The sequence below is a fragment of the Sphingomonas sp. KC8 genome, from assembly GCF_002151445.1.
Lineage (GTDB): Bacteria > Pseudomonadota > Alphaproteobacteria > Sphingomonadales > Sphingomonadaceae > Sphingomonas_E.
This window is the reverse complement of record NZ_CP016306.1, coordinates 3,795,760-3,818,273: the sequence shown is the minus strand read 5'-3', so window position 1 is coordinate 3,818,273 and position 22,514 is coordinate 3,795,760. Positions and strand designations below refer to the sequence as shown.

Below are 22,514 nucleotides of genomic sequence, written 5' to 3'. Positions count from 1 at the left end.
TAAGTTGTTCCGGATTTGCACTGTTATTACTTATAAATAACATTTTCTCTAATCAACATAAATTTACGATTAATCAAAAATTAAACATCCATAATGGACATTAAACTTCATTAAATCAGAATTTCTTAGAAACATTAAAGCCAATAATCCGCGGATCATTATAGAATGTATTGGCCGGAAGGCCGATATCATCGGCGGATATGAAAACATCCGTGATGGCCTGATTGTTTGTCACGTTCTTGACGTAAAACTGGAACGCCAGATCATCGGCAGGGCGCGCCAGGGTCAGCGACAGGTTAAGATTACCCCAGCCCTTCATTTTGTCGATCGGGGAAGCATAAACCCGGGCATAGCTGGACGATTGCCGGTAATAATCAGCCCGGCCAGTCAGTTCCCAATCACCATCATCGATGAACAATGTGTATTGCGCACCGATGTTAAAGGTCAGGTGCGGGGAATTGGGCAGATCGTTGCCCGACACATCTTTCGAGAAACCCCGCCCGCCATTGGGCGCTTCGGTCGTCGGCCGATATTCGAACCCGAATATGGCATAGAAAGGAAACAGCCCGGTGGTGTTGGACGGATCGAATGTTCCGACCCCATTCACGCCGGGGCATAGCGCCGCCAGGCCTGATTGCTTGAAATCATCCGGGAGAGGGGAATTCAGGATGGCTTCAACATGCTTGGTCGGTGCAATACAGTTAGACGGCGCCTGCAGCCAGGGACGCAGGACCTGCCAGTCCGGATTGCCGTCGGTGCGATCCATCGTATCGACCGAACTGCCGCCCTTTTTCACGCGGGTCTGGAGATAGCCAAGATTGGCATCGAGGCGGAACGCGCGTGACGGCTGCCACACCCCTTCCAATTCCAGCCCCCAGCTTTGCGCGGGGAAGTTTTCGGTGAAGGTGATGCGGTCAGAGACCTGCGAGATCTGATAGTCCTTATAATCATAGAAAAAGGCTGTCGCATTCAGCAACAGTTTGCCGCCAAATAAGGTGTTCTTGGCGCCGATTTCGAACGCATTCAAAGATTCCGGCCGATAGGTCGGCGACAGCGGGAGATACTGGACAGTAACCGGATCGAAATCGACCCGCGGGGGATTGGCGCCACCGCCCTTATATCCGCGCGATGCCGATGCGTAGAGCAATGTGGCATCGGTGAAAGAAATTTCCGGTTTCCAATCGAGCACGATCCGACCGGTCAGCCTGCCCCATTTCTGATTGATGTCGGCCAGTGCCGGATAGCCATAATCGACCGTGCCGCCGGTGAACGGACTCGATGACAAAAGCAACTGGCTGGGAATTTGCGACTGATATTTCTTGTCCCGCGTATAGCGCAGGCCAGCGGTAAGTTTCAGATTATCCTGAAGATCAAAATAGGCCTCACCAAAAATACCCAGCGATTTGGTACGCACATTGTTGCGGCTCAGGAAGTAATTATGGCCCAGATCGTCCGTCTGCCCGATCGGGTTTCGATCGATATAGACACACGGGGCTTCGCCCGGTTCACGCGGCCGCGGCGGGCACGGCCCGATCTCGCGCGTTGGCGGGGTCAGAGACCCGCCTATCTGCGGTGAAAGAATCCGTTCGGCAGCAAGGTTGAATATGTTGCTGAACGCATAATAATCGTCGGTCGTCTTGAAATCGAGATAATTGACGCCGGCATTAAAATTGATCGGGCCATCCAGATCGGATTGCAGGCGGATTTCCTGGCTCCACTGGCGTGTGCGTGTACGATTGAGGTCCACGCCCAGAATACGATCGGACGGGCCAAGCTGCGGATCAAAATAAATGCCCCCGGGCGTTGGACCATCATCCGCATAAGGATTGCCAAAAACATCGGCCAGGCCAATCGAATCCGCGAATACGGGATTGGATGCAAAGCGATTATAATCCTGCGAAGAATACCAGCGATCGCGGCTATAGGCGGTTTGCGAAACCAGCTTCACCCCATCGGCGACGCCCAGTTCCATATTGAACTGCACAACATCATTCTTCGCGCGGAAAACGGGATCGACAACCGTGGAGATGCGCCGCGGATCGCGCGACTGCACAATCCCTTCATAAGGGTTGCCCGGCTTGATGATATAGACAGGCCGAACAGGTGTGGGTGTAAAACCCGCCACCGCACTTCCCTGGAGCAACGCAATCGCCGCCATTTCGCCGGGATTGGGAATGCCGTATGCCGCGTCATCATAGAGTGAACCGGGCAGACAGCCCTGGCTCATCCGCGCCCGCAAATCCGGCCCACCCGGCTGCCGCGTCGGAACCGGCGTGTTACCCACCATCGCCGGCCCCGGATCGGGCGTGCACAGCGCCTTGCCGCTGCGCGCACGATCATCATCCTCGTTGAAATGCTCCCAGATGAGATTGGCGCTGAAATTGCTGCCCGGATCCCATTTCGCCGAAAGCCGTGTCGACCACAGATCACGTCCGTTCACGTTCCGCTTGGTGAATTCGTTATAATCGAATCCGGAACGCTTCGTCATCGATGCGCCGCCACGAATTGCCAGCGTATCCGTCAGCGGCACGTTGAGCATGCCGGACAGGCGGCGCGTGCTGTAGCTGCCGGTTTCCCCACGGATCATGCCCGAAAAGCCTTCGGTGCTCGGCAATTCGGGGATCACGTTGAGCACGCCACCCGTAGCGTTGCGGCCATATAGCGTCCCCTGCGGCCCGCGCAGCACCTCGATTCGGGCGAGATCGAAAAATTCCTGTTCGAACAGGCGATTGCGCACCAGCGGCGTGTTGTTGAACGCCACCGCAACACCCGGATCGCTCGACGAGTTCAGCGCCTTCGTGCCGACCCCGCGGATCGTGATGTTGTACATGCTCGAAAAGGTCTTGGTGAAGTTGAGATTCGGCGCGGTGCGCATCAGATCGCCGCCGCTTTCGATCTTCTTGTTATCCAGCGCCTTGCCCGTAACCGCGGTGATCGCGATCGGCACGTCCTGGATCTTTTCCTCGCGCTTTTGTGCGGTGACGATGATGTCCTCGTTCACAGCTTCCGGATCCAGGGCCGATTCCGGTCGCTGGCCCGCGACAATGCCATAACCGTTGCCAGTGCGCATGAAGCGCATCCCGGTACCTTCCAGCAACGCCCGCAGCGCGCCTTCTTCGGTACGCTGGCCCGTCACGCCGCGCGTCTTCTTGCCGGCTACCGCCGCAGGATCGAACGCGACATCGCGCCCGGTATCCAATGCAAACTTCCTGATCGCGTCGCCCAGATCCTGCGGAGCAATCGCATAAGTGCGCGATTCTGCCGCAATCGCGCCTTGAAGCGGCACGGAAACAGCCAGCGCGGCCCCCGCCAGCAACAGAGCACGGATCGACTTTGCACGGTACCGGACCATTAAAATCCCCTCCAATTTTATTCTCACCCGATGATTCCCCATCAGGGACGTCCGCATTCCATTTGCGATCCGTTGCCTACAGGGACGCAGCCGTGCACGATCACCTCAGTTCAAAGCGGAAAAATTTTCGAAATAATTTCGGCAATACCCATTCAAGCCTGATTATCGTTCAAAATCCATTATTTGCAATGGATCCAGGCCGGATATTGGTGCCGTGTCCGCACCGACCGGACAACAGCCAGATTCAACGATTATGGAGGCAATCGCAGCGTGCATGGTGGGCGTTATCGCAAGGCCATCCGTCTCAGCTGCACTGCAGACGGCAAAATCCCGGACCCCTAACCAGAAGGGGCCCGGGGAGTGGGGAGGTAGCCCGGTGCCTGAACATCAAGCGGGGCATATACAGGGACGCAGCCGCCCGAATATTCCTCAGCAAAAAAATGATACTTATCGCCTGATAACCATATAAGGTTCAATATGGACTATTATAGGCCATGATGAATCAAGCATTATCTTGAACACGATCAGCCGAATGCTTCGGATTTCCGGCATCGATCGGATCCATCATGAAGCCGGCGCGAGAACGATAGATTGCTGATCATCGCGTGCCAGGCGCACCGGGAAAATGGCCACAATAGTTTCCACAAACGCCTCAGGCTCGCGCGTGTGGAACACCCCCGAAACCTTGACGCGGCCCAGCGTGGGATCGGACAATATGATCTGCCGGCCGCCATAACGGTTGACCTCCGCCACGGCCGCCGCCAGCGGCGTGGCATCAAACATCAGCCGCCCATAACGCCAGGCCATCGCCCGATCCGGATCCATCTTCACAATGGCGGCGGATTTCGCGGGGACCAGCGATGCCTGCTGCCCCGGGTGGAGAATCACGGGCTTCGCCCCCGCTTCGCGGATCGAAACCGTGCCCTGCGCCAGAAAAACCCGGGCGCCTTCGCCTTCCTTGCGCACGCTGAAAGACGTGCCGACCGCCTGCACCTCATTATCCCCGACAAAGACACGGAACGGTCGCCTGGCATCCTTTTTCACTTCGAAAAAGGCCTGGCCGGATTGCAGCACGAGACGGCGCTCAGCGTCACTCATCCGCACGTCGACCGCACTGTCGGTGTCCAATGTCACAATCGAACCGTCGGCCAGCTTGATGCTGCGCTGTTCGCCCAGGGCGGTTTCATATTGTTCGCTGCCGCCCCACATCCCCGTCGCAACCACCATCAGCGATGCCGCGCAGGCGCCGAACAGAGCCGTGATCGCGGACATGCGGCCGAACCGGCGCGCGGCGGAAACCGGTTCCGGCTTGCCACGCAGAATGGCATGGGCGATCGGATCATCCGCCAGCGCACCCGCGGCCTCCCACAACCCGGCTTGCTCGGCATAGGCCCGTTCATGTTCGGGATCGTCAGCCAGCCAGGCGGAGAGCCGGGCATCATCCATGATCGTGCGGCGATCCGAATGCCTGCGCGCCACCCAGCGCGCGGCGCGGCCGCGGATCGTGGATGCGTTTCGCGGAGGAGCCGGATCAGCCATTTCGCCCGAATTTCGCATGCAGGTGGGCGATGGCCTTCATCATATGCTTCTCAACAGCGCTGGCCGACACGCCGAAACGGGCGGCGATCTGGCCGTAGCTCATCCTGTCGAGTCGATTCAGCAAAAACATCTCCCGCGTCCGTTCAGGCAGTTCATCCAGCGCCACCGCCAATCGGGCCAGCGCCTCCCTCCCTTCAAAGACGCGCGCGGGCGTAGGTTCCTCACTCGGCTCGTCGAAATCATCGATCGGAACGTGATAATCTTCATGGCGCACCCGCGCTCGACGACGGCGATCCGCCAGTACCGAAGCCGCGACCCGGAACAGATATGCGTCGGGACTGTGCATGACGGCATTGTCGCTGCCACACAGGCGCACAAAACTCTCATGCGCACAGTCCTCCGCCGCTTCACGATCCAGCCCCCGCCTGCGAAACCATTGCACCAATGGCTGTCGATAGCGGGCGGCCAGCGCCTCATGAATGGCGGACTCGTCCTTTCGGCGTGTGCCAAGCGCTGACATCGCTTGCCCCTCCTCCGGCAATTTTCCGGTTCCCGTTGTTTTCTTGTGAAAACCGGATGCGCCGCCTCCTTCTCTCTCCCCACGCCATGTGGAAGGGTGCGGCCCTGTGGTTGAACGCGTTAAGCACCTCCAATGCACAATCGCCCAACAGGCGCGATCCGTAACGCCCCCGCAGCCATCTTCGCCAATGGCCGCGCCCGGAGGCCAAACGCAGCCGCCTCCCCCGCAAAGAGCAATACTCACCCCGTTCTGGCACGGGGCATGGATGGATCATCCATCATGTTGATTTGCTTAGCAAGAGAATTTCCGATAGCGTTTCGAAAATCTGAACGCGAATCCACGCCATGGTCCCGATGATTCTATTCAGCCGCCTATACTATGAAATTCGCACACACCCATGACGACCCAAATAGCGCGATAGTAACGATATGAGGATGAAATGAGTACAGGCATATCTTCGACGACCTCGCGGGTCACGATGTTCAGCTTGCTTGCGAGCGCACTGCTGACGGCAAGCATCGCCGCGAACGCGGCGACGGCGGAAGACGCGATTCTCGGACAATGGCGCTCGCAGGAGCGCGGCGGCATCACCGCATTCCATCGTTGCGGCAGCGCGATATGCGGGCAGGTCGTGGACGGCGCCTCATTGCGCGCCAATCCCGACCTGCGCGACGTGAAGAATAGCGACAAGACATTGCGGTCACGCAAGGTGAAGGGCCTTGTCGTTCTTCAAAATTTCAAGGGCGGCCCGCACGAATGGAAGGGTGGCCCGCTTTATGATCCCGATCGCGGCATGGGCGTGGAAAGCGGGACGATCAAAATGATCGACCGCAACACATTGAAAGTCACGGGGTGCTTCGCGCGCTTCATCTGCCAGTCCGAGGTGATGACCCGCATTCGCTGATTGCTGCCAGATCACGGCACCGGCGGCGCCGGTGCCGCAGCGGTGTGCCATACCACCGTGTCGCCGGGCTTGAGACCCGACAATATTTCGACCTCTCCCGGCGCCACGCGGCCGATCTGGACGATGACGGCGCGGGGCTCGGTGCCGGGCTGGTCGCGCACGAATATGGTGGCCGCCGGCGCCACGCCTTGCACCGCCTGTGGCGGGACGACCAAAGCGGCGGCATTATTGTAGGTGGTGATCGCGATATTGGCGGTCATGCCGATGCGGATCTGGCGGGCCTGATCCGGGGTCAGCGGGTCCAGACGGGCCACTGCGGTAAAACCGGGCTTGCCCGAAGCCGCATCGGCATCGGCCTCGCCGGCTACGCTGGAAATCCTGCCGGCAAGCGTAACCCCGCCAAATCCCGGCCCGGTGACGGTGACCGGAAGGCCAGGCTTCAGCGCCCCCACATCGCCTTCATCGACACGGAATTTCGCGCTCAGGCCGCCAGCACGCGCGATCGCGCCGATCGGCTGCCCCTTGCCCACCAGCATCCCCGGCCGGATAGCGCCGCTATCACCATCCATCTTGCTGGCGGGCGGGCGAATGATGATGCCGTCATCCAACGCCCGGATGATCGCGGCGTTGAACTGGCTGTTCATCTGCGCCAGCCGCGACCGCGCGTTGGCCAATGCCAGTTCGGCGACACGCCGATTATCCCCCCGGCCGCGCGCCAGCGTCGCTGCCAGATCTTCCTGCGCGGCCACCACCGCCATCTGCTGCGACCGCCGTTGCTGGATCAACCCGTCATATTCACTGCGTGGCACCAGCCCCTTGTCGAGCAATTCGCGGGTCTCGTGGATCTTGCGATCCGTTTCGCGCAAATCCGCCGATGCCAGCGCAGCCGCACGACGCACGCGCCCGACTTCGGGGCTGCTTTCCCAGCCGGCCAGTTCCGCCGCCGCCTGTGATGCCTTCAAATAAGCGCTCTCCGCATCATTGCGGCTTTGCTGAAGTTCGGCGGGATCCAGTTCGACAAGCATCTGCCCTGCCCCAACCCGATCGCCATATGTGAAGCCGACGCGTTTCACCGCGCCATCGAACGGCGCGAAAATGCCGATCGCTTCGCCGGCAACGATCGTGCCGGTAAAGCCGATCGATGCGCTGAAGGGCTGCAACGCAACCACCTGCGCCTGTTCGACAAGGCCATCGCGCGCCGGGGGGGACGCCCGATCGGCGAACAGCAGCCAGCCGATCGCGGCACATGCCACCCCGCCCGCCAGCATCAGCGCGAGCCGTTTCCGCGGCGGATTCAATCGTTCAACGATATGCGCCATGTGTCCAGCGTGTTCCCGATCTGTTGATCCAACCCGGTAAGCGCATTCAGATATGCAATTTCGGCCGCCAGTTGCTGGGTATCGGCACTGCGCAAATCGGCCTGAAAGGACAGCACCTCGAAATTGGATGCCCGGCCGGCTTTCAGTTTTTCCTGCTGCAGATCCAGCGCACGCGCGGCCAGCGCGCGCGCGCGACGCGCCGCTTCCAGCTGCAGCCAGCCGGTTTCCACCACCTGAACGGCGTCGCGGATCTGCAACTCCACCGATTGCAGCAGCCCGTCATAGGCGATTTCGGCGGTACGCAGGCTCGTTGTCGCCTGTATCTCGCCCTGCCGCCCCGAATAATCGCCAAGGATCGGAATGCCAAGTTGAACGCCGATCGACTTGTTGGTCGAACTGCCAGCCGATCCGACCAACGCATCATGGCCGCGTTCATGGCTGATCGCGCCGGTCACCCGCAGATCCCACAGACGATCATTGCGCGCGATGATCAGCGACTGGCGGCTGATTTCCAGTGCCTTGCGCTGCGCCAGCACGTCCATGCGCGAAGCCAGGCCCAGATCCACCACCCGCGCAAGATCAATCGGCACATGTTCGGCCCGGATTTCATCCGCCGCCACGATGTTGGTGCGGGAATCGACGGCCAGCAGCCGGATGAGCACCAATTGCGCCGTGATCTTCTGCTGTTGCGCCTGCAACAGGGCGACCTCCTGGTTCGCCACCTGCGATTCAGTCTGCACGATATCGGCCGCAGCCATCCGGCCCGCCTTGATCAAGGCATGATTGGTATCGAGAAGCGCGCGCGTCCGTTCCAGCGAGATTTCGGCAAGGCGCACCTGTTCCTGCGCCTGGACCAGATCTCGATAGCCCGTGATGATCGTCGCAACGATATTCGACACGGTCGACTTGAGGTTCAGCTGGTTGATCTGCTCCTGCAGCCGCGCCACCCGCAGCGGACTGAGATTGACATCGAACCCCCCGCCGCGCAGCAACGGCTGGCTGATCGTCAGCGCCGTGGTGTCCGCGGCCACCCGCGGCCCCGGCCGCAGCCTTTCGCGCCGGTCCCAGACGAAATCGATCGTCGCACCGCTGGTGGTGCGCAGCCGCAGGCTTGGCGTGACCGTCGCATCGGCCGCAATCCGGCCATCCGCGCTTTGGCCGAAGAAGCTGCCGGCAATGGCAATCCGCGGCCGGAAACTGCCGCGCGCGACGAACAAATCGAACTTCTGCGATATCCGCGTGAGATAGGCCGAACGGATATCGCGGTTTTCCCGCAAGCCGAGGGCGACCGCTTCGACCAAGCTGAGCGGCACCGGCGAACCCACCGGCACTGGCCGGGACGGCGGCGAAACCGCCGCAGGGGCGGGCACAACCGGCGACGTTTCGATCCGTTGTGCGAAAACCGCCGAAAACGGAATCATCGCCCATGCCAGACCGGACGCCATAAGCGCCACGTTGCGGCCGGCGCCGTTCGAGGCAAGCCGCACCGGCCGCCTAGTCCGCACGAAGCGCCTCTATCGGCCGCAACCTTGCCGCCGCGAAGGCCGGATATAAGCCGAAGACAAGGCCGACAAGCACGGCCATGCCGGGGCCAAGCGGCAGCACGTCCAGCGCCAGGCTGAAGGTCCAGCCCGACGCCTGCGCGACGACGAAAGCGGCCAGCACGCCAAATATTGTGCCCCCCACGCCGCCCACCAGCGCAAGGACGCCGGCCTCGACAAGGAACATCGTCTGGAGGTCGCTTGGCGTGGCCCCGATGGCGGCGCGCAGGCCGATTTCGCGGCGGCGCTCCATGACGTTCATCAGCATGACGTTCATCACGCCGATCCCGCCGACCAGCAATGATATGCTGCCGATTGCCGTCAGCATGCGCGAATTGACCAGCTTTTGCTGGTTCATCGTCTCGATCACCTGGCGCGCGCTGCCAACCTGTATCGTCAATGCCGGGTCGGCCAGCATCGCACTCAACCGCTGGCCTGCTGCCTCAATATCCGCCCCCGGCCGAAGCCGGACCAGGGCAATATTCGGCCCCGAAGCCGGCAGCACGCGTCCTGAACAGGCAAGCGGGATCAGCAGGCTATTATTATAGTCGACACTGCTGAGCGGTTCGGGCTGCGTCTGCCCCAGCACCCCGACCACCGTGAAGATATAGTCCCCAATGCCGAGCTTCGCGCCCGGAACCACCTGCGCGCCCGGCGCGGACAATTGCGATGCGACATCGGCACCAGCGACCACCACGAGCGCGCAATCGTCGATCCGGCCGATCGCGCGGCCCCGCGCCAGCGGCAGTTCCAACAAGTCCGTCAAAGCCGGTGTGATGCCGGCGATCGCAATGTCCGCCTGGCGCATGCCCGCCACGATCGGCGCGCGGCCGGTTGCCAGCGGGGTCACGGTCAATATGTCGGGATCGCGTGGCGGCAATTGCTCCAGCACAGCACGATCGAACGCGGCCGTCGGCGTCGAACCGGTGGGCGACGATTGCAACTGCAACATGTCCGCGCCCATTCGGCGGAACAATTTCAACGTTTCCAACTGCGCGATATGGCCAATGTTGAGCATCGCGATGATCGACGCGGTTCCGATCAGGATACCCAGCAGGGCAAGCGCCGAACGCCGGCCCTGTACGCGCAGATTATCAAAGGCTTCCCGTACGGTTTCGCCGATATGGATACCGCGCACGGCCGATTGGGCGCCGATCATCACGGGCCGCCGATCGAACCGGTTCGACGAAAGGCATATCTGTCCGGCCAATCGCGCCGCATCGGCGGAACCAACCGTCCCGGCGCATCGCAGATCTCAAGAATGTCGCCCGACAGCAACACCGATCCCCTCCCCAGTGCACAGCGATTGCGCTTGTTCTGCACCCGATGCCCCTTTTAGGGGTTCATCGTATCTTTCACGAAGATGTGCCTGTTTTTCCGTAAGATACAATAGAAAACAGCAATATTATCGGATCAAATACCAGCGGCCTTGCACCACGATCCGCCATAACGGACCAAAATCACCCGGGCGCACCACCCGATCCGGCCCATATCAATCGAAGCGAGGACAGGCCGAAGAACCAATGATGTCAGAAATCAATCATCTTTGACTGACACCCCGTCTTTTGCCCCCGCTCTTTTTCGCGGCGCGGCCTTTGCCGGCACAGGGGCAGCCCCTTTTTCTTCCCATGGGGCAAGTTCACCGCGCTTGCGTGCAATGCTTTCGATGATCGGGCGCAGCAGTTCATCGACGATATCCACCGACCGCGCATAGGCCTTCGCGCCCTTGCGCATGAGCGGAAGCTGGCCCGGTTCGAAATGGGTGAAGGCCTGACGCAGCATCCGCCGGCTCGATCCGTTCCGCACCTCGGCCGCACGGTCGCGACACAAGGCGATCGCCGCACCCAGCGTCACCGCGCCGATGCTGCGCCAGGCCAGTACGGCTTCGTCGATGCTGAAACCGCGCGCAACGAGCACTTCGACAAAGCGTTCGGTGACGGCAAGTTCCCGTTCGATGCCGCCGCCGCCATCCATGACCTGCAAGATCAGATGCGGCTCACCCGCCAACGCGTCGCGCAGGCTGACGGCATATTCGATGATGTAATCGGACCAATGCTGTTCGCGATCCCCCGGCAAGGCGACAGCCGCAAGCTGGCGATCGATCGCCAGTTGCAACAGTTCGTCCCGATTGGCGACATATTGGTACAGGGTCGAGATGCCGACACCCAGATGCTCGGCAATGCGCTTCATGCCGAAACGATCGAGGCCCAGTTCAACCGCCGCATCGATCACCATATCGCGCGTCAGGCTGCGCGGACGCCCCACGCCGCCCTGCGATTTGGTCAGCCATTTGGCGCTCATAGTCTGTGTCATGACATCCAATTTATGAAAATATTTCGAAAATTGATTTAAGCGATCTTCACCACATTGTCGAGTCCAGCGGGGGCCGGCGGTTCGCACCCTCGGTGCGGCGGGCCTGCCCGCACCTGCTGCCGCACATCGCAAAAAGGGCCGGGGATCGCTCCCCAGCCCTTCTTTTTGGTCGATGGTGGTTTGGACTTAGAAGTCCATGCCGCCCATGCCGCCCATACCACCCATGCCACCGGGCATGCCGCCCATGGCCGGCTTGTCCTCGGGGGTATCCGAGATCGCCGCTTCGGTGGTGATCAGCAGGCCAGCGACCGAGGCCGCATCCTGCAGCGCCGTGCGAACGACCTTGGTCGGATCGATCACGCCGGCGACGACCAGGTTTTCGTACACGTCGGTCGACGCGTTGAAGCCCTTGGTTTCGTCATTTTCGCGCAGCAGGTTGCCCGAAACGACGGCACCGTCATGGCCCGCATTCTGGGCGATCTGACGCACCGGCGCCTGGATCGCCTTGCGGATGATGTCGATACCGCGGGTCTGATCGTCGTTCGCGCCCTTCAGCCCTTCGAGAGCCTTGGTGGCATAGAGCAGCGCCGTGCCGCCGCCGGGAACGATGCCTTCTTCGACAGCCGCGCGGGTTGCGTGCAGCGCATCGTCAACGCGGTCCTTGCGCTCCTTGACTTCGACTTCAGTCGCACCGCCAACCTTGATGACAGCAACGCCGCCAGCAAGCTTAGCGAGACGCTCCTGGAGCTTTTCGCGGTCATAGTCGGACGTGGTGTTCTCGATCTGACGACGGATCGCTTCGACGCGGCCCTTGATCGCTTCGGCTTCACCCGCACCATCGACGATGGTGGTGTTGTCCTTGTCGATCGTGACGCGCTTGGCGGTGCCGAGCATGCCGAGCGTGACGGTTTCAAGCTTGATGCCGAGATCTTCCGAAATCAGCTCGCCCTTGGTCAGGATCGCGATGTCTTCGAGCATCGCCTTGCGACGATCGCCGAAGCCCGGCGCCTTGACGGCCGCAACCTTCAGGCCGCCGCGCAGCTTGTTGACGACCAGGGTCGCCAGCGCTTCGCCTTCGATGTCTTCAGCGATGATGAGGAGCGGACGGCCGCTCTGCACCACGGCTTCAAGGATCGGCAGCATCGCCTGCAGGTTCGACAGCTTCTTTTCGTGGATCAGGATGTAGGGATCCTGAAGCTCGACGAGCATCTTTTCCGGGTTGGTGATGAAGTAAGGCGACAGGTAGCCGCGGTCGAACTGCATGCCTTCGACGACATCGAGTTCGAAATCGAGGCCCTTGGCTTCCTCGACGGTGATCACGCCTTCCTTGCCGACCTTTTCCATCGCTTCAGCGATCTTCTCGCCGACGACGGTGTCGCCATTGGCCGAGATGATGCCAACCTGGGCGATTTCGCTGGTGCCAGCGACGGGCTTGGAACGGCCCTTGAGGTCTTCGACGACCTTGCCGACGGCGAGGTCGATACCGCGCTTCAGATCCATCGGGTTCATGCCGGCGGCAACCGACTTCATGCCTTCGCGAACGATCGCCTGGGCGAGAACGGTCGCGGTGGTGGTGCCGTCACCGGCGAGGTCATTGGTCTTCGAGGCCACTTCGCGCACCATCTGGGCGCCCATGTTCTCGAACTTGTCCTTGAGCTCGATTTCCTTGGCGACGGTTACGCCGTCCTTGGTGATGCGCGGCGCGCCGAACGACTTGTCGATCACGACGTTGCGGCCCTTCGGGCCCAAGGTCACCTTCACCGCATCGGCAAGGATGTCCACACCACGCAGGATGCGCTCACGCGCGTCACGCGAAAACTTGACGTCTTTCGCTGCCATGTTCCTGTATCCTTAATCTTGATTGAGTTCGCGTGGACGCCGGGCGTTCACGCTAGAAAGCCTGATAGGTTTAGCCGACGATCCCGAGGATGTCGCTTTCCTTCATGATCAGCAGGTCTTCGCCGTTGATCTTGACTTCGGTGCCCGACCATTTGCCGAACAGGATGCGATCGCCGGCCTTGACGTCCAGCGGGGTCACCTTGCCGTCTTCAGCCTTCAGGCCAGCACCGGCGGCGACGACTTCGCCTTCCTGCGGCTTTTCCTTGGCGGTGTCGGGGATGATGATGCCGCCAGCCGTCTTTTCTTCAGCCTCTACGCGGCGAACCAGCACGCGATCGTGCAGCGGACGAAAACTCATTGCGCGTCACCCTTTCAAATCTTGCGTCCGCGCTACCCGCCTCCCCTGGATGGCGAACCGCGGCGCGCGGTGGGAACGATTAATCTGTTAGCACTCGATCGAAGCGAGTGCCAGCAGCCATATTGGGGCAGGCCATCTGCTGGTCAAGCACCCCGCGCACGAAAAAATTCGCCGCCATGCCGCGGTTCGTGCCCCGCTTGCGGCAATCGCCCCTTTCATGGCGGCCACGAACACGATAGCCCGTTGCTGTTTCAGCTTGGGGACGATGATGCGGTTGCTGCGCGGCTTCTGGAAAATACTCGTCGGCGTGAAGGACGCGCTGGTCCTCATCCTGTTGCTGCTGTTCTTCGGCGCGCTCTACGCGATGCTGTCCGTCGCCCCCAAGCCGACAACGGCGGGCACCGGCGCGCTGGTGCTCGATCTGAAAGGCGTGCTGGTCGAACAGCCGGCACAGGCCGACACGCTCGGCGCGCTTATCGGCGGCGGGCCGGCCGCGCGCGAATATCGTCTGCGCGATCTCGTCCGCGCGCTCAATGCGGCCGCGACGGACGGTTCGATCAAGGCGGTCGTGCTCGATCTCGACAGCTTTGCCGGCGGCGGACAGGCGACCATTGCGGCGGCCACCAAGGCAGTCGATCGCGTCCGCGCCGCGAACAAGCCCGTGCTGGCCTATGCCACCGGCTATACCGACGATGGCTATCAGTTGGCCGCCCATGCCAGCGAAGTCTGGCTCAACCCTTATGGCGCGGTGATGCTCGCCGGACCCGGCGGATCGCGGCTTTACTATAAGGGCCTGCTCGACAAGATCGGCGTCGAAGCCAAGGTCTATCGCGTCGGCGAGTTCAAATCGGCGGTCGAACCCTTCACCCGCACCGATCAGTCGCCCGAGGCGCGCGCCGCCAATCAGGCGCTGTCCGATTCCCTGTGGGCCACCTGGCGCACCGAAATCACCCGCGCCCGCCCGCGTGCACGCCTGGCCGATTATATCGCCGCCCCCGAACAGGCGATCGCCGCCGCCGGCGGCAACCTCGCCAAGGCGGCCCTCGATGCCGGGCTGGTCGACAAGGTGGGCGATCGCGTCGAATTTGGCCGCCGCGTCGCGCAGATCGCCGGCGAGGCAAACGACCGCGAAGCCGGCGACTATAAAGCGATCCCGCTCGATAGCTGGCTGGCCGCCAACCCCGAAGGATCGGGCGGCCAGATCGGCGTCGTAACCATCGCCGGCGAAATCGTCGATGGCGATGCCGCGCCGGGCCGCGCCGGCGGCAACACCATCGCCAGGCTGATCCTCGATGAACTCGCCAAGGATCGGATCAAGGCGCTTGTCATTCGCGTCGATTCCCCCGGCGGCTCCGTCACCGGGTCCGAACGGATTCGCGAAGCCATATTGGAAGCCAAGCGTAAGAAGCTGCCGGTGGTCGTGTCGATGGGCTCGCTTGCGGCCTCGGGCGGCTATTGGGTGTCCACGCCGGGCGACCTGATCTTTGCCGAGCCATCGACAATCACCGGATCGATCGGCGTGTTCGGCCTGCTCCCCAATTTCTCCGGCGCGCTCAACAAGGTCGGCCTCACCACCGATGGCGTGAAGACGACGCCACTGTCGGGCGAACCCGATCTGTATCGCGGCACATCGCCCGAATTTGATCGGCTGATGCAGGCCGGGATCGACGATATCTATCGCCGTTTCACCGGCCTCGTCGCGCAATCGCGCAAATTGCCCGTCGCCCGCGTCGATGAAATCGGCCAGGGCCGCGTCTGGGCCGGCAGCACCGCGGTTGACCTGCGCCTCGTCGACAAGATGGGCGGCATCGACGACGCCATTGCCGAAGCCGCGCGCCGCGCGAAGATCGATCCGGCCAAGGCCCGCCCGCTCTACATCGAACGCGGCCCCAGCTATTTCAGCCAGCTGCTGGCCGGCATGTTCCAGAGCGAGGAAGCCGCCAGCGAACCCAGCGACGCCTTCACCCGCATGGCCCGCCTTCCCGAACGCGAAATGCTGCGCGCCTTCGCCGATTTCCGCGCAATGGCCGCAGGGCCGGCAATCCAGGTCCGCTGCCTCGAATGCCCGGTGGGCGCGACCGCCCCGCCGCGCGCGTCGGCCGGACTGTGGGAGACGCTGGTGACGCGGTACGTGCTGGGGAAAGGGATTTAGGGGCGGATCGACGGCCAGACTGCCATTCTCACTCGACGGCCCTGTCTAATTGGGGCGAGACAGCGATACACATCGACCAACCTCCATGATTTTTTAAAATCACTAGGCATAACAAACATAATTTTTACATTTACACGCTAAATACAAGAGAAACCAATGCCTGAAGCCAATCCATCGATTGATTTTACAGAAATTAATTCGAGGATTATTATATCCATCGGCGCAACAGGTGGATCCGGAACAAGAGTTTTCGGAAAAATACTTCGTCATTCAGGCGTTTATATTGGTAAAAATGTTAATAATTCAGAAGATTCCACAGATCTTATATCAGCAATTTCAGAACTTGCAGTTAAAGGTGAAATTTTATTAAAACAACTCGGAAATATTAATCCTGATATAGAAGATATAAATATCTGGCATAAATCACTTAAAAGCCACTTCAAGCATCATTCTGGTGAGCGATATTGGGGGTGGAAGAATCCTCGTTCTATGTTTCTTCTTCCTTACAGTGTCGCGCTTTTTCCGGAAATGCGCTTCATCCACGTAATCAGGGATGGACGCGAGATGGCAACTTCCAGCAACAGCCGTCAGTATGATCTCCATGTGCCTGGCGGCTCTCAATCTTTCACGGATAAGGCTGCTTTTTGGGCACGCTCAAACATCGCAGTGGCTGAGTTCGGACGCCGGCACTTGGCAAACCGTTATATTCTGGTTCGTTATGAGGATCTTGTTCTAGACCCGATCAATGTTTCAAACACGTTGATTCAACAACTTGATCTTCCCAGCGCCATCGAAACCTTTCAGTCGGAAGAGCCGATAGCCCCGCGCCAGCGACGCTTTGATCTACTTTCCCAAGCGGAACGTGATTCCATTGAGCGCGCGGCCATGCCGGGGCTGATCGAGTTTGGTTATGTTGGCTGAGCGGTAGAGCCCGCGTTCCACCCCATGCCCCCCCCCCAATCACCGCCCGTAAGTCGGCAGCCCCAGCCGCCGCACAATCGCCAGCGCCCGCAGCGCGAAGCCCGCCGCCACACCGATGCCGGCCGCAACCGGCAGTGATGCGCCGAGCAGCGTCAACCCCACGAACAGCCCGGCGGCCAGTGCCGCCGCCGTCACATAGATTTCGGGGCGCAGCAGGATCGACGGTTCGCCCGCCAGCACATCGCGGATGATGCCGCCGCAACAGCCCGTCACCACCCCCATCATCGCGGCCGGCAGCGGCGGGATACCGTAAGCCAGCGCCTTCGACGCGCCATAGACGGCATAGGCCGCCAGCCCGATCGCATCGAACCAATCGAGCGCGCGCGGCCGCCACCAGTGCACCGGCGTCATCCAGACGAGCAACGCCACGATCAGGCAGGCCGCAAGCGCGGCGCTGTTCACCATCCAGAACACCGGCGCATTGATCAGCAGATCGCGCAGCGTGCCGCCGCCGACCCCCGTCGCCACCGCGAAGAAGGCGAACGTTACCAACGTCTGCTTGGCGCGTGCCGCCGCCAGCGCGCCCGACGCCGCGAACACCGCGATCCCGGCAATGTCGAGCCACTCGGGCGCCTGGGCAAGAATGGGGGATGCGATCGGCATGGCGGCTCCGGCAATGGCCAACGCCGCCCATGCGGCTGATGCCGACCGTTAGCCGACCGCAAGGATCGCCGTCGAGCCTTGATGGCGCCGCCCGTTCACCCGCGAAGCGACACCCATGTCGCCACCCCCGCCGCCAGCAGCCTGCCATCGCCATCATGCAGCGCGGTGCCCACCTGATGCTTGCGGCCCTCGCTTGCGATCGGCCAGCCCGTGACGATCAGTGGCGCGTGCGCCGGTATGGGGCACAGATGGGTCACGCCCAGCCGCCCCAGCACTGCCGGGCCGGACCGATCCTGCACCGCAAAATAGCCGGGGCAATCGAGCGCGGCCCAGATGAACTCCGAACGCAGCGCCCCGCTCGCGTCATACAGGCTGTCGTCCGGCGTCCACGCCGCCGCGACCTGCCCGGCCCCGGCGTCCAGCCGGCCGGTGAATATGCGCAGGCCATCGCCCGCAGCCCGTTCCGGCCCGCACACGAAACAGCCGGGGAAGATATGGTGGTCATGCCCGGAAAAGCGCGCCTCCGCTTCGATCGCGGCGGCCAGGGCCGGTGGCGGCGGCACATCCACCGCGACAGGCGCGGGCGCGGCAAACGCCACCACCTCTTCACCATCCACCAGCCGTACGGCCGCTGCGTCCCGTTCCACCGCCAGATCCCGCGCCAGCGGCGGCGGCCGGCGCAAGGTGACGACGCAATCCCGGCCGCCCAGTTCCTTCGCCAGCAGCCCGGCGACATAGCCGCCATTGCCGCTGGTGGGCGGACCGCGAAATCGGGGGTCAATCCGCAGGACATGATCGGTCATCGCAGCGCCTGTCTGATGCTCGAACGGGCCACCAGCCTACACTGTCGCGGCGAAATATGCTGCCTCAGCGGCGGATATAACGGAAATACCACACTTCATGGCCAATGCGCCGGGCTTTCGCCTCGTAGCGGGTTTCCGGCCAGTCATCGGGGCGGGTGAGGAAATCCTGCGGTGTTTGGGCCTGCCACTCGAAATCCGGGCTTTGGCCCATCACCATCATCCCCCAGCGGCAATAAACCGGGTGATCGGTTCCAAAGCGGAATTCACCGCCCGGCTTCATCTTCTGCGCGATCAGCGCGATCGGGCCGGCATTCATGAAGCGCCGCTTGGCGTGCCGCGCCTTGGGCCAGGGATCGGGATGCAACAGATAGGCACGGCTAAGCGACCCATCGGGCAGCCGTTCGAGCACGTCGAGCGCATCGCCCATGTGGATGCGCACATTATCGAGGCCGTTCTGTTCGATATGGCCGAGCGCGCCGACCACGCCGTTGAGAAAGGGTTCGCAGCCGATCAGCCCGTCGCCGGGCCGGATCATCGCCTGCCCCGCCAGATGTTCGCCCGCGCCAAAGCCGATTTCCAGCTGGAGCGGGCGATCATCGCCAAACAGCGTGCGGGAATCGATCGGCCCGGTTTCGGGCACCGCGACGCGGGGCAGCAAATCTTCGACAAGCGCGGCCTGCCCCTGGCGCAGCTTGTGCCCCTGGCGACGGCCGTAAAGGCGGCGGATGGTGGAAGGATCGTTCATATCGGCGTGCCCAATACCGATCCCTTCACCGCAACGCCACCCGGCCGTCGCCCGATGCGTTCGCTCAGGCGAGTGCTGCCTTGAGCTGTTCGACCAGATCGGTCTTTTCCCAGCTGAACAGATCGCCTTCCGCCTTGCGGCCGAAATGGCCATAGGCCGCCGTCGGCTGATAGATCGGCTTGTTCAGCTTCAGGTGGGTGCGGATGCCCTTCGGCGTCAGGCGCACCAGCTTCGGCAGGACCGCCTCGATCTTCGCTTCGTCGATCGTGCCCGTGCCATGCGTGTCGACATACAGCGACAGCGGCTCGGCCACGCCGATCGCGTAGGACAGCTGGATCGTGCACCGCTTGGCAAGCCCCGCCGCCACGACATTCTTGGCGAGGTAACGCGCGACATAGGCCGCCGAACGATCAACCTTGGTCGGATCCTTGCCCGAAAATGCGCCGCCGCCATGCGGGGCCGCACCGCCATAGGTGTCGACGATGATCTTGCGGCCGGTGAGGCCCGCGTCACCGTCCGGACCGCCGATTTCGAACAGGCCGGTCGGGTTGACGTAGATCGCTTCGTCGGCGGGCAGCCAGCCTTCGGGCAGCACGTCGGCGAACACGCCCTTCACATAATCGCGCAGCTTGGCCTGGCCGGCATCGTTGCTGAGTGCCGCGCTATGCTGGGTCGAAACCACCAGCGCAGTCGCGCGGACGGGCTTGCCGCCTTCATATTGCAGCGTCACCTGGCTCTTGGCGTCCGGCTCAAGGAAATCGACGACCTTGTTGTGACGGTCATGCGCCAGCCGTTCGAGGATGCGGTGCGAATAATAGAGCGTCGCGGGCAGCAGATCGGGGGTTTCATCGGTCGCATAACCGAACATGATGCCCTGATCGCCGGCGCCTTCGTCCTTGTTGCCGCTTTCATCCACGCCCATCGCGATATGGGCGGACTGGCCGTGCAGATGGCAGGCGAAATCGGCATATTGCCAGTGGAAGCCATGCTGTTCGTAACCGATGCGCTTCACCGTATCGCGCACCACGGCTTCGATTTCGGCCTGACTGGGCGTCACATCTTCGCGGCAGCGGACTTCGCCGGCGAGCACGATGCGCTGCGTGGTGACCAGCGTTTCACAGGCGACGCGCGCTTCGGGATCGCGCGACAGGAACAGGTCCACCACCGCGTCCGAAATCTGGTCCGCGACCTTGTCGGGGTGGCCTTCGGAGACCGACTCGGACGTGAAAAGATAGTCGCTGCGCATCGAACACAAGCCCTTTCGGAAGATGGACCGCCCCCAAATCGAAGCGGATATAAAGGATTCCTTATGTCCCTTAGCGCGCGACGCGGCGGCGCGCAATCGCGAGGATGATCAGCGCGCCGGCAAACAGGAATGGCAAAAGGTTGCCATGCCGCGCGAACAGCGTGGGTGGCTTGGGCTTGGGCAGGCGCGCATCGATGGCGCCGGCCGTCCGCCACGGCACACTGGCGACCACCCGTCCATGGGCGTCGATCACGGCCGAAATGCCGGTCGGCGTCGCCCGGATGATCGGCAGTCCTTCCTCGATCGCGCGCAACCGCGCCTGCGCCAGATGCTGCGGCGGCCCGGACGGCCCGAACCAGGCATCGTTCGATGGGTTGAAGATGAAATCCGGCCGGTTCGCCCGATCGATCACCTGCCCCGAAAAGATGATTTCATAGCATATCTGCACGCCGACCGCGCCGAAGCCCGGCAACATATAGCTTTTCGGCCCCGGTCCCGGCCAGAAATCAAGATCGCCGGGCACCAGCCGCGACAGGCCGATTACCGACAACAGCGATCGCAGCGGCAGATATTCGCCAAAGGGCACAAGATGCGCCTTGTCATACCGCGCAAGAATCTTGCCCCGGCCGTCCAGCGCAAACAGGCTGTTGCGCGCACCGATGGCGTAATTGTCCTTACCCCATTCCAGCGCGGTGCCGCCGGTCAGCACGATATCGCGCGGCCCCAGTAATCCGGCGATGCGCGCCCGCGCCAGCCGGTCTTCGCGCCGGGCTTCCTCCAGATATTCAGGCACCGCCGCCTCGGGCCACAACAACAGGCGCGGTTCGGCCACCGGCTTGCCCGAAAGCCCTGCCAGCCGCGCGAAATTCTGCGCCTCGAACCCGGGCCGCCATTTATCCTGCTGGCCGATATTGGGCTGCACGACACGGATCAGCGGGCGTACCGCCTCGCCCGGCGCGGGCTTGCGCGGAAATACCAGTTGGCCAAGCACCGGCGCCGCCAGCGGGATCGCGACGAACAGCGCCGCGATCGCCCCGCCCCGCGGTCGTCCGAATTTCGCCCGCTTCAACGCGGGCAAACCCATCAATAACCCCGCCGCCAGCACGAACACGCCAGACAAGCCGTAACTGCCGATCACCGTCGCCAGTTTCGGCACGCCGGGCACGGGCAGCCACACCACCCCCAACGGATTCCAGGCAAAGCCGGTCAGCACGGTCGCGCGCAGCCATTCGGCGCCAATCCAGGCGGCAGCGAATATCAGCACATAAGCGACCGGCTGGCTTCTGCCCCAGCGCCATGCCGCGCCGGCCGCCATCGCGGGAAACACCGCAAGATACAGCGCCAGCACCGCAACCGCGATCCAGCCCAGCCATGCCGGCATCGCATCCTGATACTGAAAGGCGGTGGCGATCCAGTTGTTGCCCAGCGTGAAATGCCCGACCCCAAACCACCAGCCCGCAGCGAGTGCGGAGCGCAAGCCGGGCGCGTTCCGCACCAGCCCCATCCACAGCGCGAATGCGACCAGCGTCACCGGCCAAAAATCCAGTGGCGCAAAACCGGCGGCGGATACCCCGCCCAGCCCCAGCGCCACCAGCCAGCGCAGGCGCGGGCCGATCGTCATGTCCTTCAGCTTCATGCCCGCAGCGACCGCCCTTCATAGGTTTCGAACAAGCCAACAAATGCCGGCGGAACCGGGCAAGGGCGGCTGCCGAGCGTGCCAATATGCACCTGCACGGTTTCCCCCGCCGCGCGCAGATCGTCCGCGCCCTTGCCGTGAAACTCGAACGCGAAGGTCAGCGATGACGTGCCGACGCGGGCAAGCCTGATACACAGGTCCAGCTCTTCATCGAGATGCACCGACGCCTTATAATCGATCGCGGTGCGCGCAACCTTGAACTGCGCCAGCCCCTCGACCCCGGCCGGATCGGGAATGCCGACGGCGCGATAATATTCGGTGACCGCGATATCCAGATAATCGAGGAAGCGCGCATTGAAGACCACCGCCTGCGCATCGATCTCCGAATAACGGACGCGTTTGGGGTAGGAGAATCGAAAATCGGCGCGGGCCATGGCTTTCTCCGGTGCGAATGGCAGCGGGGCTAGATCAGCGCCGCGATCGACGCAAGCCGGCGCATGGGCAGTTCCGTTGCGGTCAAGTAACCATGTGGATTAGCCATTATGCGCCATGCGCGTGCATCGGCGGCCATGATAGTTTTCCTCCGTTCGACAGATAGCGGCCACGGTTCGCCATGATCGCAGGGCTATCGATCGCGTTCGTCGTCAGCGTTCATTTCACTGC

General features: G+C 62.1%; 19 protein-coding genes. 3 read left to right on the top strand and 16 right to left on the bottom strand.

All coding sequences use genetic code 11. The features are described from left to right. Window positions 1-115: 115 nt before the first annotated feature. The 3 genes from KC8_RS18210 to KC8_RS18200 form a co-directional block, all read right to left on the bottom strand. On the bottom strand, window positions 116-3,352 hold the full coding sequence (locus KC8_RS18210) for a TonB-dependent receptor domain-containing protein (protein ID WP_010126781.1): 3,237 nt from the start codon (window positions 3,350-3,352) through the stop codon (window positions 116-118). 564 nt (window positions 3,353-3,916) lie between these two features. Continuing rightward, the gene (locus tag KC8_RS18205) at window positions 3,917-4,909 is read right to left on the bottom strand and encodes a FecR family protein (protein WP_010126780.1); all 993 of its coding nucleotides are present in this window, start codon (window positions 4,907-4,909) and stop codon (window positions 3,917-3,919) included. After that, window positions 4,884-5,432, bottom strand: coding sequence for an RNA polymerase sigma factor (locus KC8_RS18200; protein WP_232455569.1), 549 nt, complete (start codon window positions 5,430-5,432; stop codon window positions 4,884-4,886). Before KC8_RS18200 ends, KC8_RS18205 begins: the two co-directional genes overlap by 26 nt. Window positions 5,433-5,889: 457 nt before the next feature. Between KC8_RS18200 and KC8_RS18195 the strand changes: the two genes are divergently transcribed. Further along, a complete protein-coding gene (locus tag KC8_RS18195; protein WP_037496626.1) occupies window positions 5,890-6,315 on the top strand; it encodes a DUF2147 domain-containing protein in 426 nt (141 codons plus the stop codon). 11 nt (window positions 6,316-6,326) lie between these two features. Here the strand turns inward: KC8_RS18195 and KC8_RS18190 are convergent, their stop codons facing one another. From KC8_RS18190 to groES, 7 genes are all read right to left on the bottom strand, one after another. After that, window positions 6,327-7,634, bottom strand: a complete 1,308-nt coding sequence (locus tag KC8_RS18190) for an efflux RND transporter periplasmic adaptor subunit (RefSeq protein WP_138956728.1) — start codon at window positions 7,632-7,634, stop codon at window positions 6,327-6,329. Further along, window positions 7,610-9,139 (bottom strand): TolC family protein, encoded by a 1,530-nt coding sequence (locus tag KC8_RS18185; RefSeq protein WP_232455568.1) that lies wholly within the window; start codon window positions 9,137-9,139, stop codon window positions 7,610-7,612. Before KC8_RS18185 ends, KC8_RS18190 begins: the two co-directional genes overlap by 25 nt. Then, window positions 9,129-10,334, bottom strand: a complete 1,206-nt coding sequence (locus KC8_RS18180; protein ID WP_010126774.1) for an ABC transporter permease — start codon at window positions 10,332-10,334, stop codon at window positions 9,129-9,131. The genes KC8_RS18185 and KC8_RS18180 overlap by 11 nt, the downstream gene beginning before the upstream one ends. Beyond that, entirely contained in the window at window positions 10,334-10,498 is a 165-nt protein-coding gene (locus KC8_RS20400) for a hypothetical protein (protein ID WP_157663939.1), read from the bottom strand. Before KC8_RS20400 ends, KC8_RS18180 begins: the two co-directional genes overlap by 1 nt. Window positions 10,499-10,711: 213 nt before the next feature. After that, window positions 10,712-11,488: a TetR family transcriptional regulator gene (locus tag KC8_RS18175; protein WP_138956727.1), complete on the bottom strand. Its 777-nt coding sequence runs from the start codon at window positions 11,486-11,488 to the stop codon at window positions 10,712-10,714. A 186-nt stretch (window positions 11,489-11,674) separates the two neighbouring features. Continuing rightward, window positions 11,675-13,327, bottom strand: coding sequence for a chaperonin GroEL (gene groL / locus KC8_RS18170; protein ID WP_010126772.1), 1,653 nt, complete (start codon window positions 13,325-13,327; stop codon window positions 11,675-11,677). A 70-nt stretch (window positions 13,328-13,397) separates the two neighbouring features. Next, window positions 13,398-13,685, bottom strand: coding sequence for a co-chaperone GroES (groES, locus tag KC8_RS18165; RefSeq protein ID WP_010126771.1), 288 nt, complete (start codon window positions 13,683-13,685; stop codon window positions 13,398-13,400). Between the two features lie 268 nt (window positions 13,686-13,953). On the opposite strand from groES, the gene sppA reads away from it, so the two are divergent. Then, complete coding sequence (gene sppA / locus KC8_RS18160; RefSeq protein ID WP_037496688.1) at window positions 13,954-15,837, top strand: signal peptide peptidase SppA; 1,884 nt, start codon at window positions 13,954-13,956, stop codon at window positions 15,835-15,837. Window positions 15,838-15,993: 156 nt separating this feature from the next. After that, window positions 15,994-16,758, top strand: a complete 765-nt coding sequence (locus KC8_RS18155) for a sulfotransferase family protein (protein ID WP_083831275.1) — start codon at window positions 15,994-15,996, stop codon at window positions 16,756-16,758. A 39-nt stretch (window positions 16,759-16,797) separates the two neighbouring features. Here KC8_RS18155 and KC8_RS18150 read toward each other — a convergent pair whose 3' ends face one another. The 6 genes from KC8_RS18150 to KC8_RS18125 all read right to left on the bottom strand — a co-directional run bounded on the left by KC8_RS18150 (window position 16,798) and on the right by KC8_RS18125 (window position 22,285). After that, on the bottom strand, window positions 16,798-17,421 hold the full coding sequence (locus tag KC8_RS18150) for a trimeric intracellular cation channel family protein (protein ID WP_010126767.1): 624 nt from the start codon (window positions 17,419-17,421) through the stop codon (window positions 16,798-16,800). A 95-nt stretch (window positions 17,422-17,516) separates the two neighbouring features. Further along, window positions 17,517-18,224 (bottom strand): PaaI family thioesterase, encoded by a 708-nt coding sequence (locus tag KC8_RS18145; RefSeq protein ID WP_010126766.1) that lies wholly within the window; start codon window positions 18,222-18,224, stop codon window positions 17,517-17,519. Window positions 18,225-18,288: 64 nt separating this feature from the next. After that, complete coding sequence (gene trmB, locus KC8_RS18140) at window positions 18,289-18,969, bottom strand: tRNA (guanine(46)-N(7))-methyltransferase TrmB (RefSeq protein WP_010126765.1); 681 nt, start codon at window positions 18,967-18,969, stop codon at window positions 18,289-18,291. A 64-nt stretch (window positions 18,970-19,033) separates the two neighbouring features. Next, window positions 19,034-20,215 (bottom strand): methionine adenosyltransferase, encoded by a 1,182-nt coding sequence (gene metK / locus KC8_RS18135; RefSeq protein ID WP_010126764.1) that lies wholly within the window; start codon window positions 20,213-20,215, stop codon window positions 19,034-19,036. A 70-nt stretch (window positions 20,216-20,285) separates the two neighbouring features. Further along, window positions 20,286-21,851 carry an apolipoprotein N-acyltransferase gene (gene lnt, locus KC8_RS18130; protein ID WP_010126763.1) on the bottom strand — a complete coding sequence of 522 codons (1,566 nt, stop codon included), beginning with the start codon at window positions 21,849-21,851 and terminating at the stop codon, window positions 20,286-20,288. Further along, window positions 21,848-22,285: an acyl-CoA thioesterase gene (locus tag KC8_RS18125; RefSeq protein WP_010126762.1), complete on the bottom strand. Its 438-nt coding sequence runs from the start codon at window positions 22,283-22,285 to the stop codon at window positions 21,848-21,850. Before KC8_RS18125 ends, lnt begins: the two co-directional genes overlap by 4 nt. Window positions 22,286-22,514: the final 229 nt, after the last annotated feature.

Bases quoted from the DNA above. Each gene is read 5' to 3' on its own strand.
- KC8_RS18210 (WP_010126781.1), bottom strand. From the start codon at position 3,352: ATGGTCCGGTACCGTGCAAAGTCGATCCGTGCTCTGTTGCTGGCGGGG.
- KC8_RS18205 (WP_010126780.1), bottom strand. From the start codon at position 4,909: ATGCGAAATTCGGGCGAAATGGCTGATCCGGCTCCTCCGCGAAACGCA.
- KC8_RS18195 (WP_037496626.1), top strand. From the start codon at position 5,890: ATGTTCAGCTTGCTTGCGAGCGCACTGCTGACGGCAAGCATCGCCGCG.
- KC8_RS18190 (WP_138956728.1), bottom strand. From the start codon at position 7,634: ATGGCGCATATCGTTGAACGATTGAATCCGCCGCGGAAACGGCTCGCG.
- KC8_RS18180 (WP_010126774.1), bottom strand. From the start codon at position 10,334: ATGATCGGCGCCCAATCGGCCGTGCGCGGTATCCATATCGGCGAAACC.
- KC8_RS18175 (WP_138956727.1), bottom strand. From the start codon at position 11,488: ATGACACAGACTATGAGCGCCAAATGGCTGACCAAATCGCAGGGCGGC.
- groL (WP_010126772.1), bottom strand. From the start codon at position 13,327: ATGGCAGCGAAAGACGTCAAGTTTTCGCGTGACGCGCGTGAGCGCATC.
- groES (WP_010126771.1), bottom strand. From the start codon at position 13,685: ATGAGTTTTCGTCCGCTGCACGATCGCGTGCTGGTTCGCCGCGTAGAG.
- sppA (WP_037496688.1), top strand. From the start codon at position 13,954: ATGCGGTTGCTGCGCGGCTTCTGGAAAATACTCGTCGGCGTGAAGGAC.
- KC8_RS18155 (WP_083831275.1), top strand. From the start codon at position 15,994: ATGCCTGAAGCCAATCCATCGATTGATTTTACAGAAATTAATTCGAGG.
- KC8_RS18150 (WP_010126767.1), bottom strand. From the start codon at position 17,421: ATGCCGATCGCATCCCCCATTCTTGCCCAGGCGCCCGAGTGGCTCGAC.
- KC8_RS18145 (WP_010126766.1), bottom strand. From the start codon at position 18,224: ATGACCGATCATGTCCTGCGGATTGACCCCCGATTTCGCGGTCCGCCC.
- trmB (WP_010126765.1), bottom strand. From the start codon at position 18,969: ATGAACGATCCTTCCACCATCCGCCGCCTTTACGGCCGTCGCCAGGGG.
- metK (WP_010126764.1), bottom strand. From the start codon at position 20,215: ATGCGCAGCGACTATCTTTTCACGTCCGAGTCGGTCTCCGAAGGCCAC.
- lnt (WP_010126763.1), bottom strand. From the start codon at position 21,851: ATGAAGCTGAAGGACATGACGATCGGCCCGCGCCTGCGCTGGCTGGTG.
- KC8_RS18125 (WP_010126762.1), bottom strand. From the start codon at position 22,285: ATGGCCCGCGCCGATTTTCGATTCTCCTACCCCAAACGCGTCCGTTAT.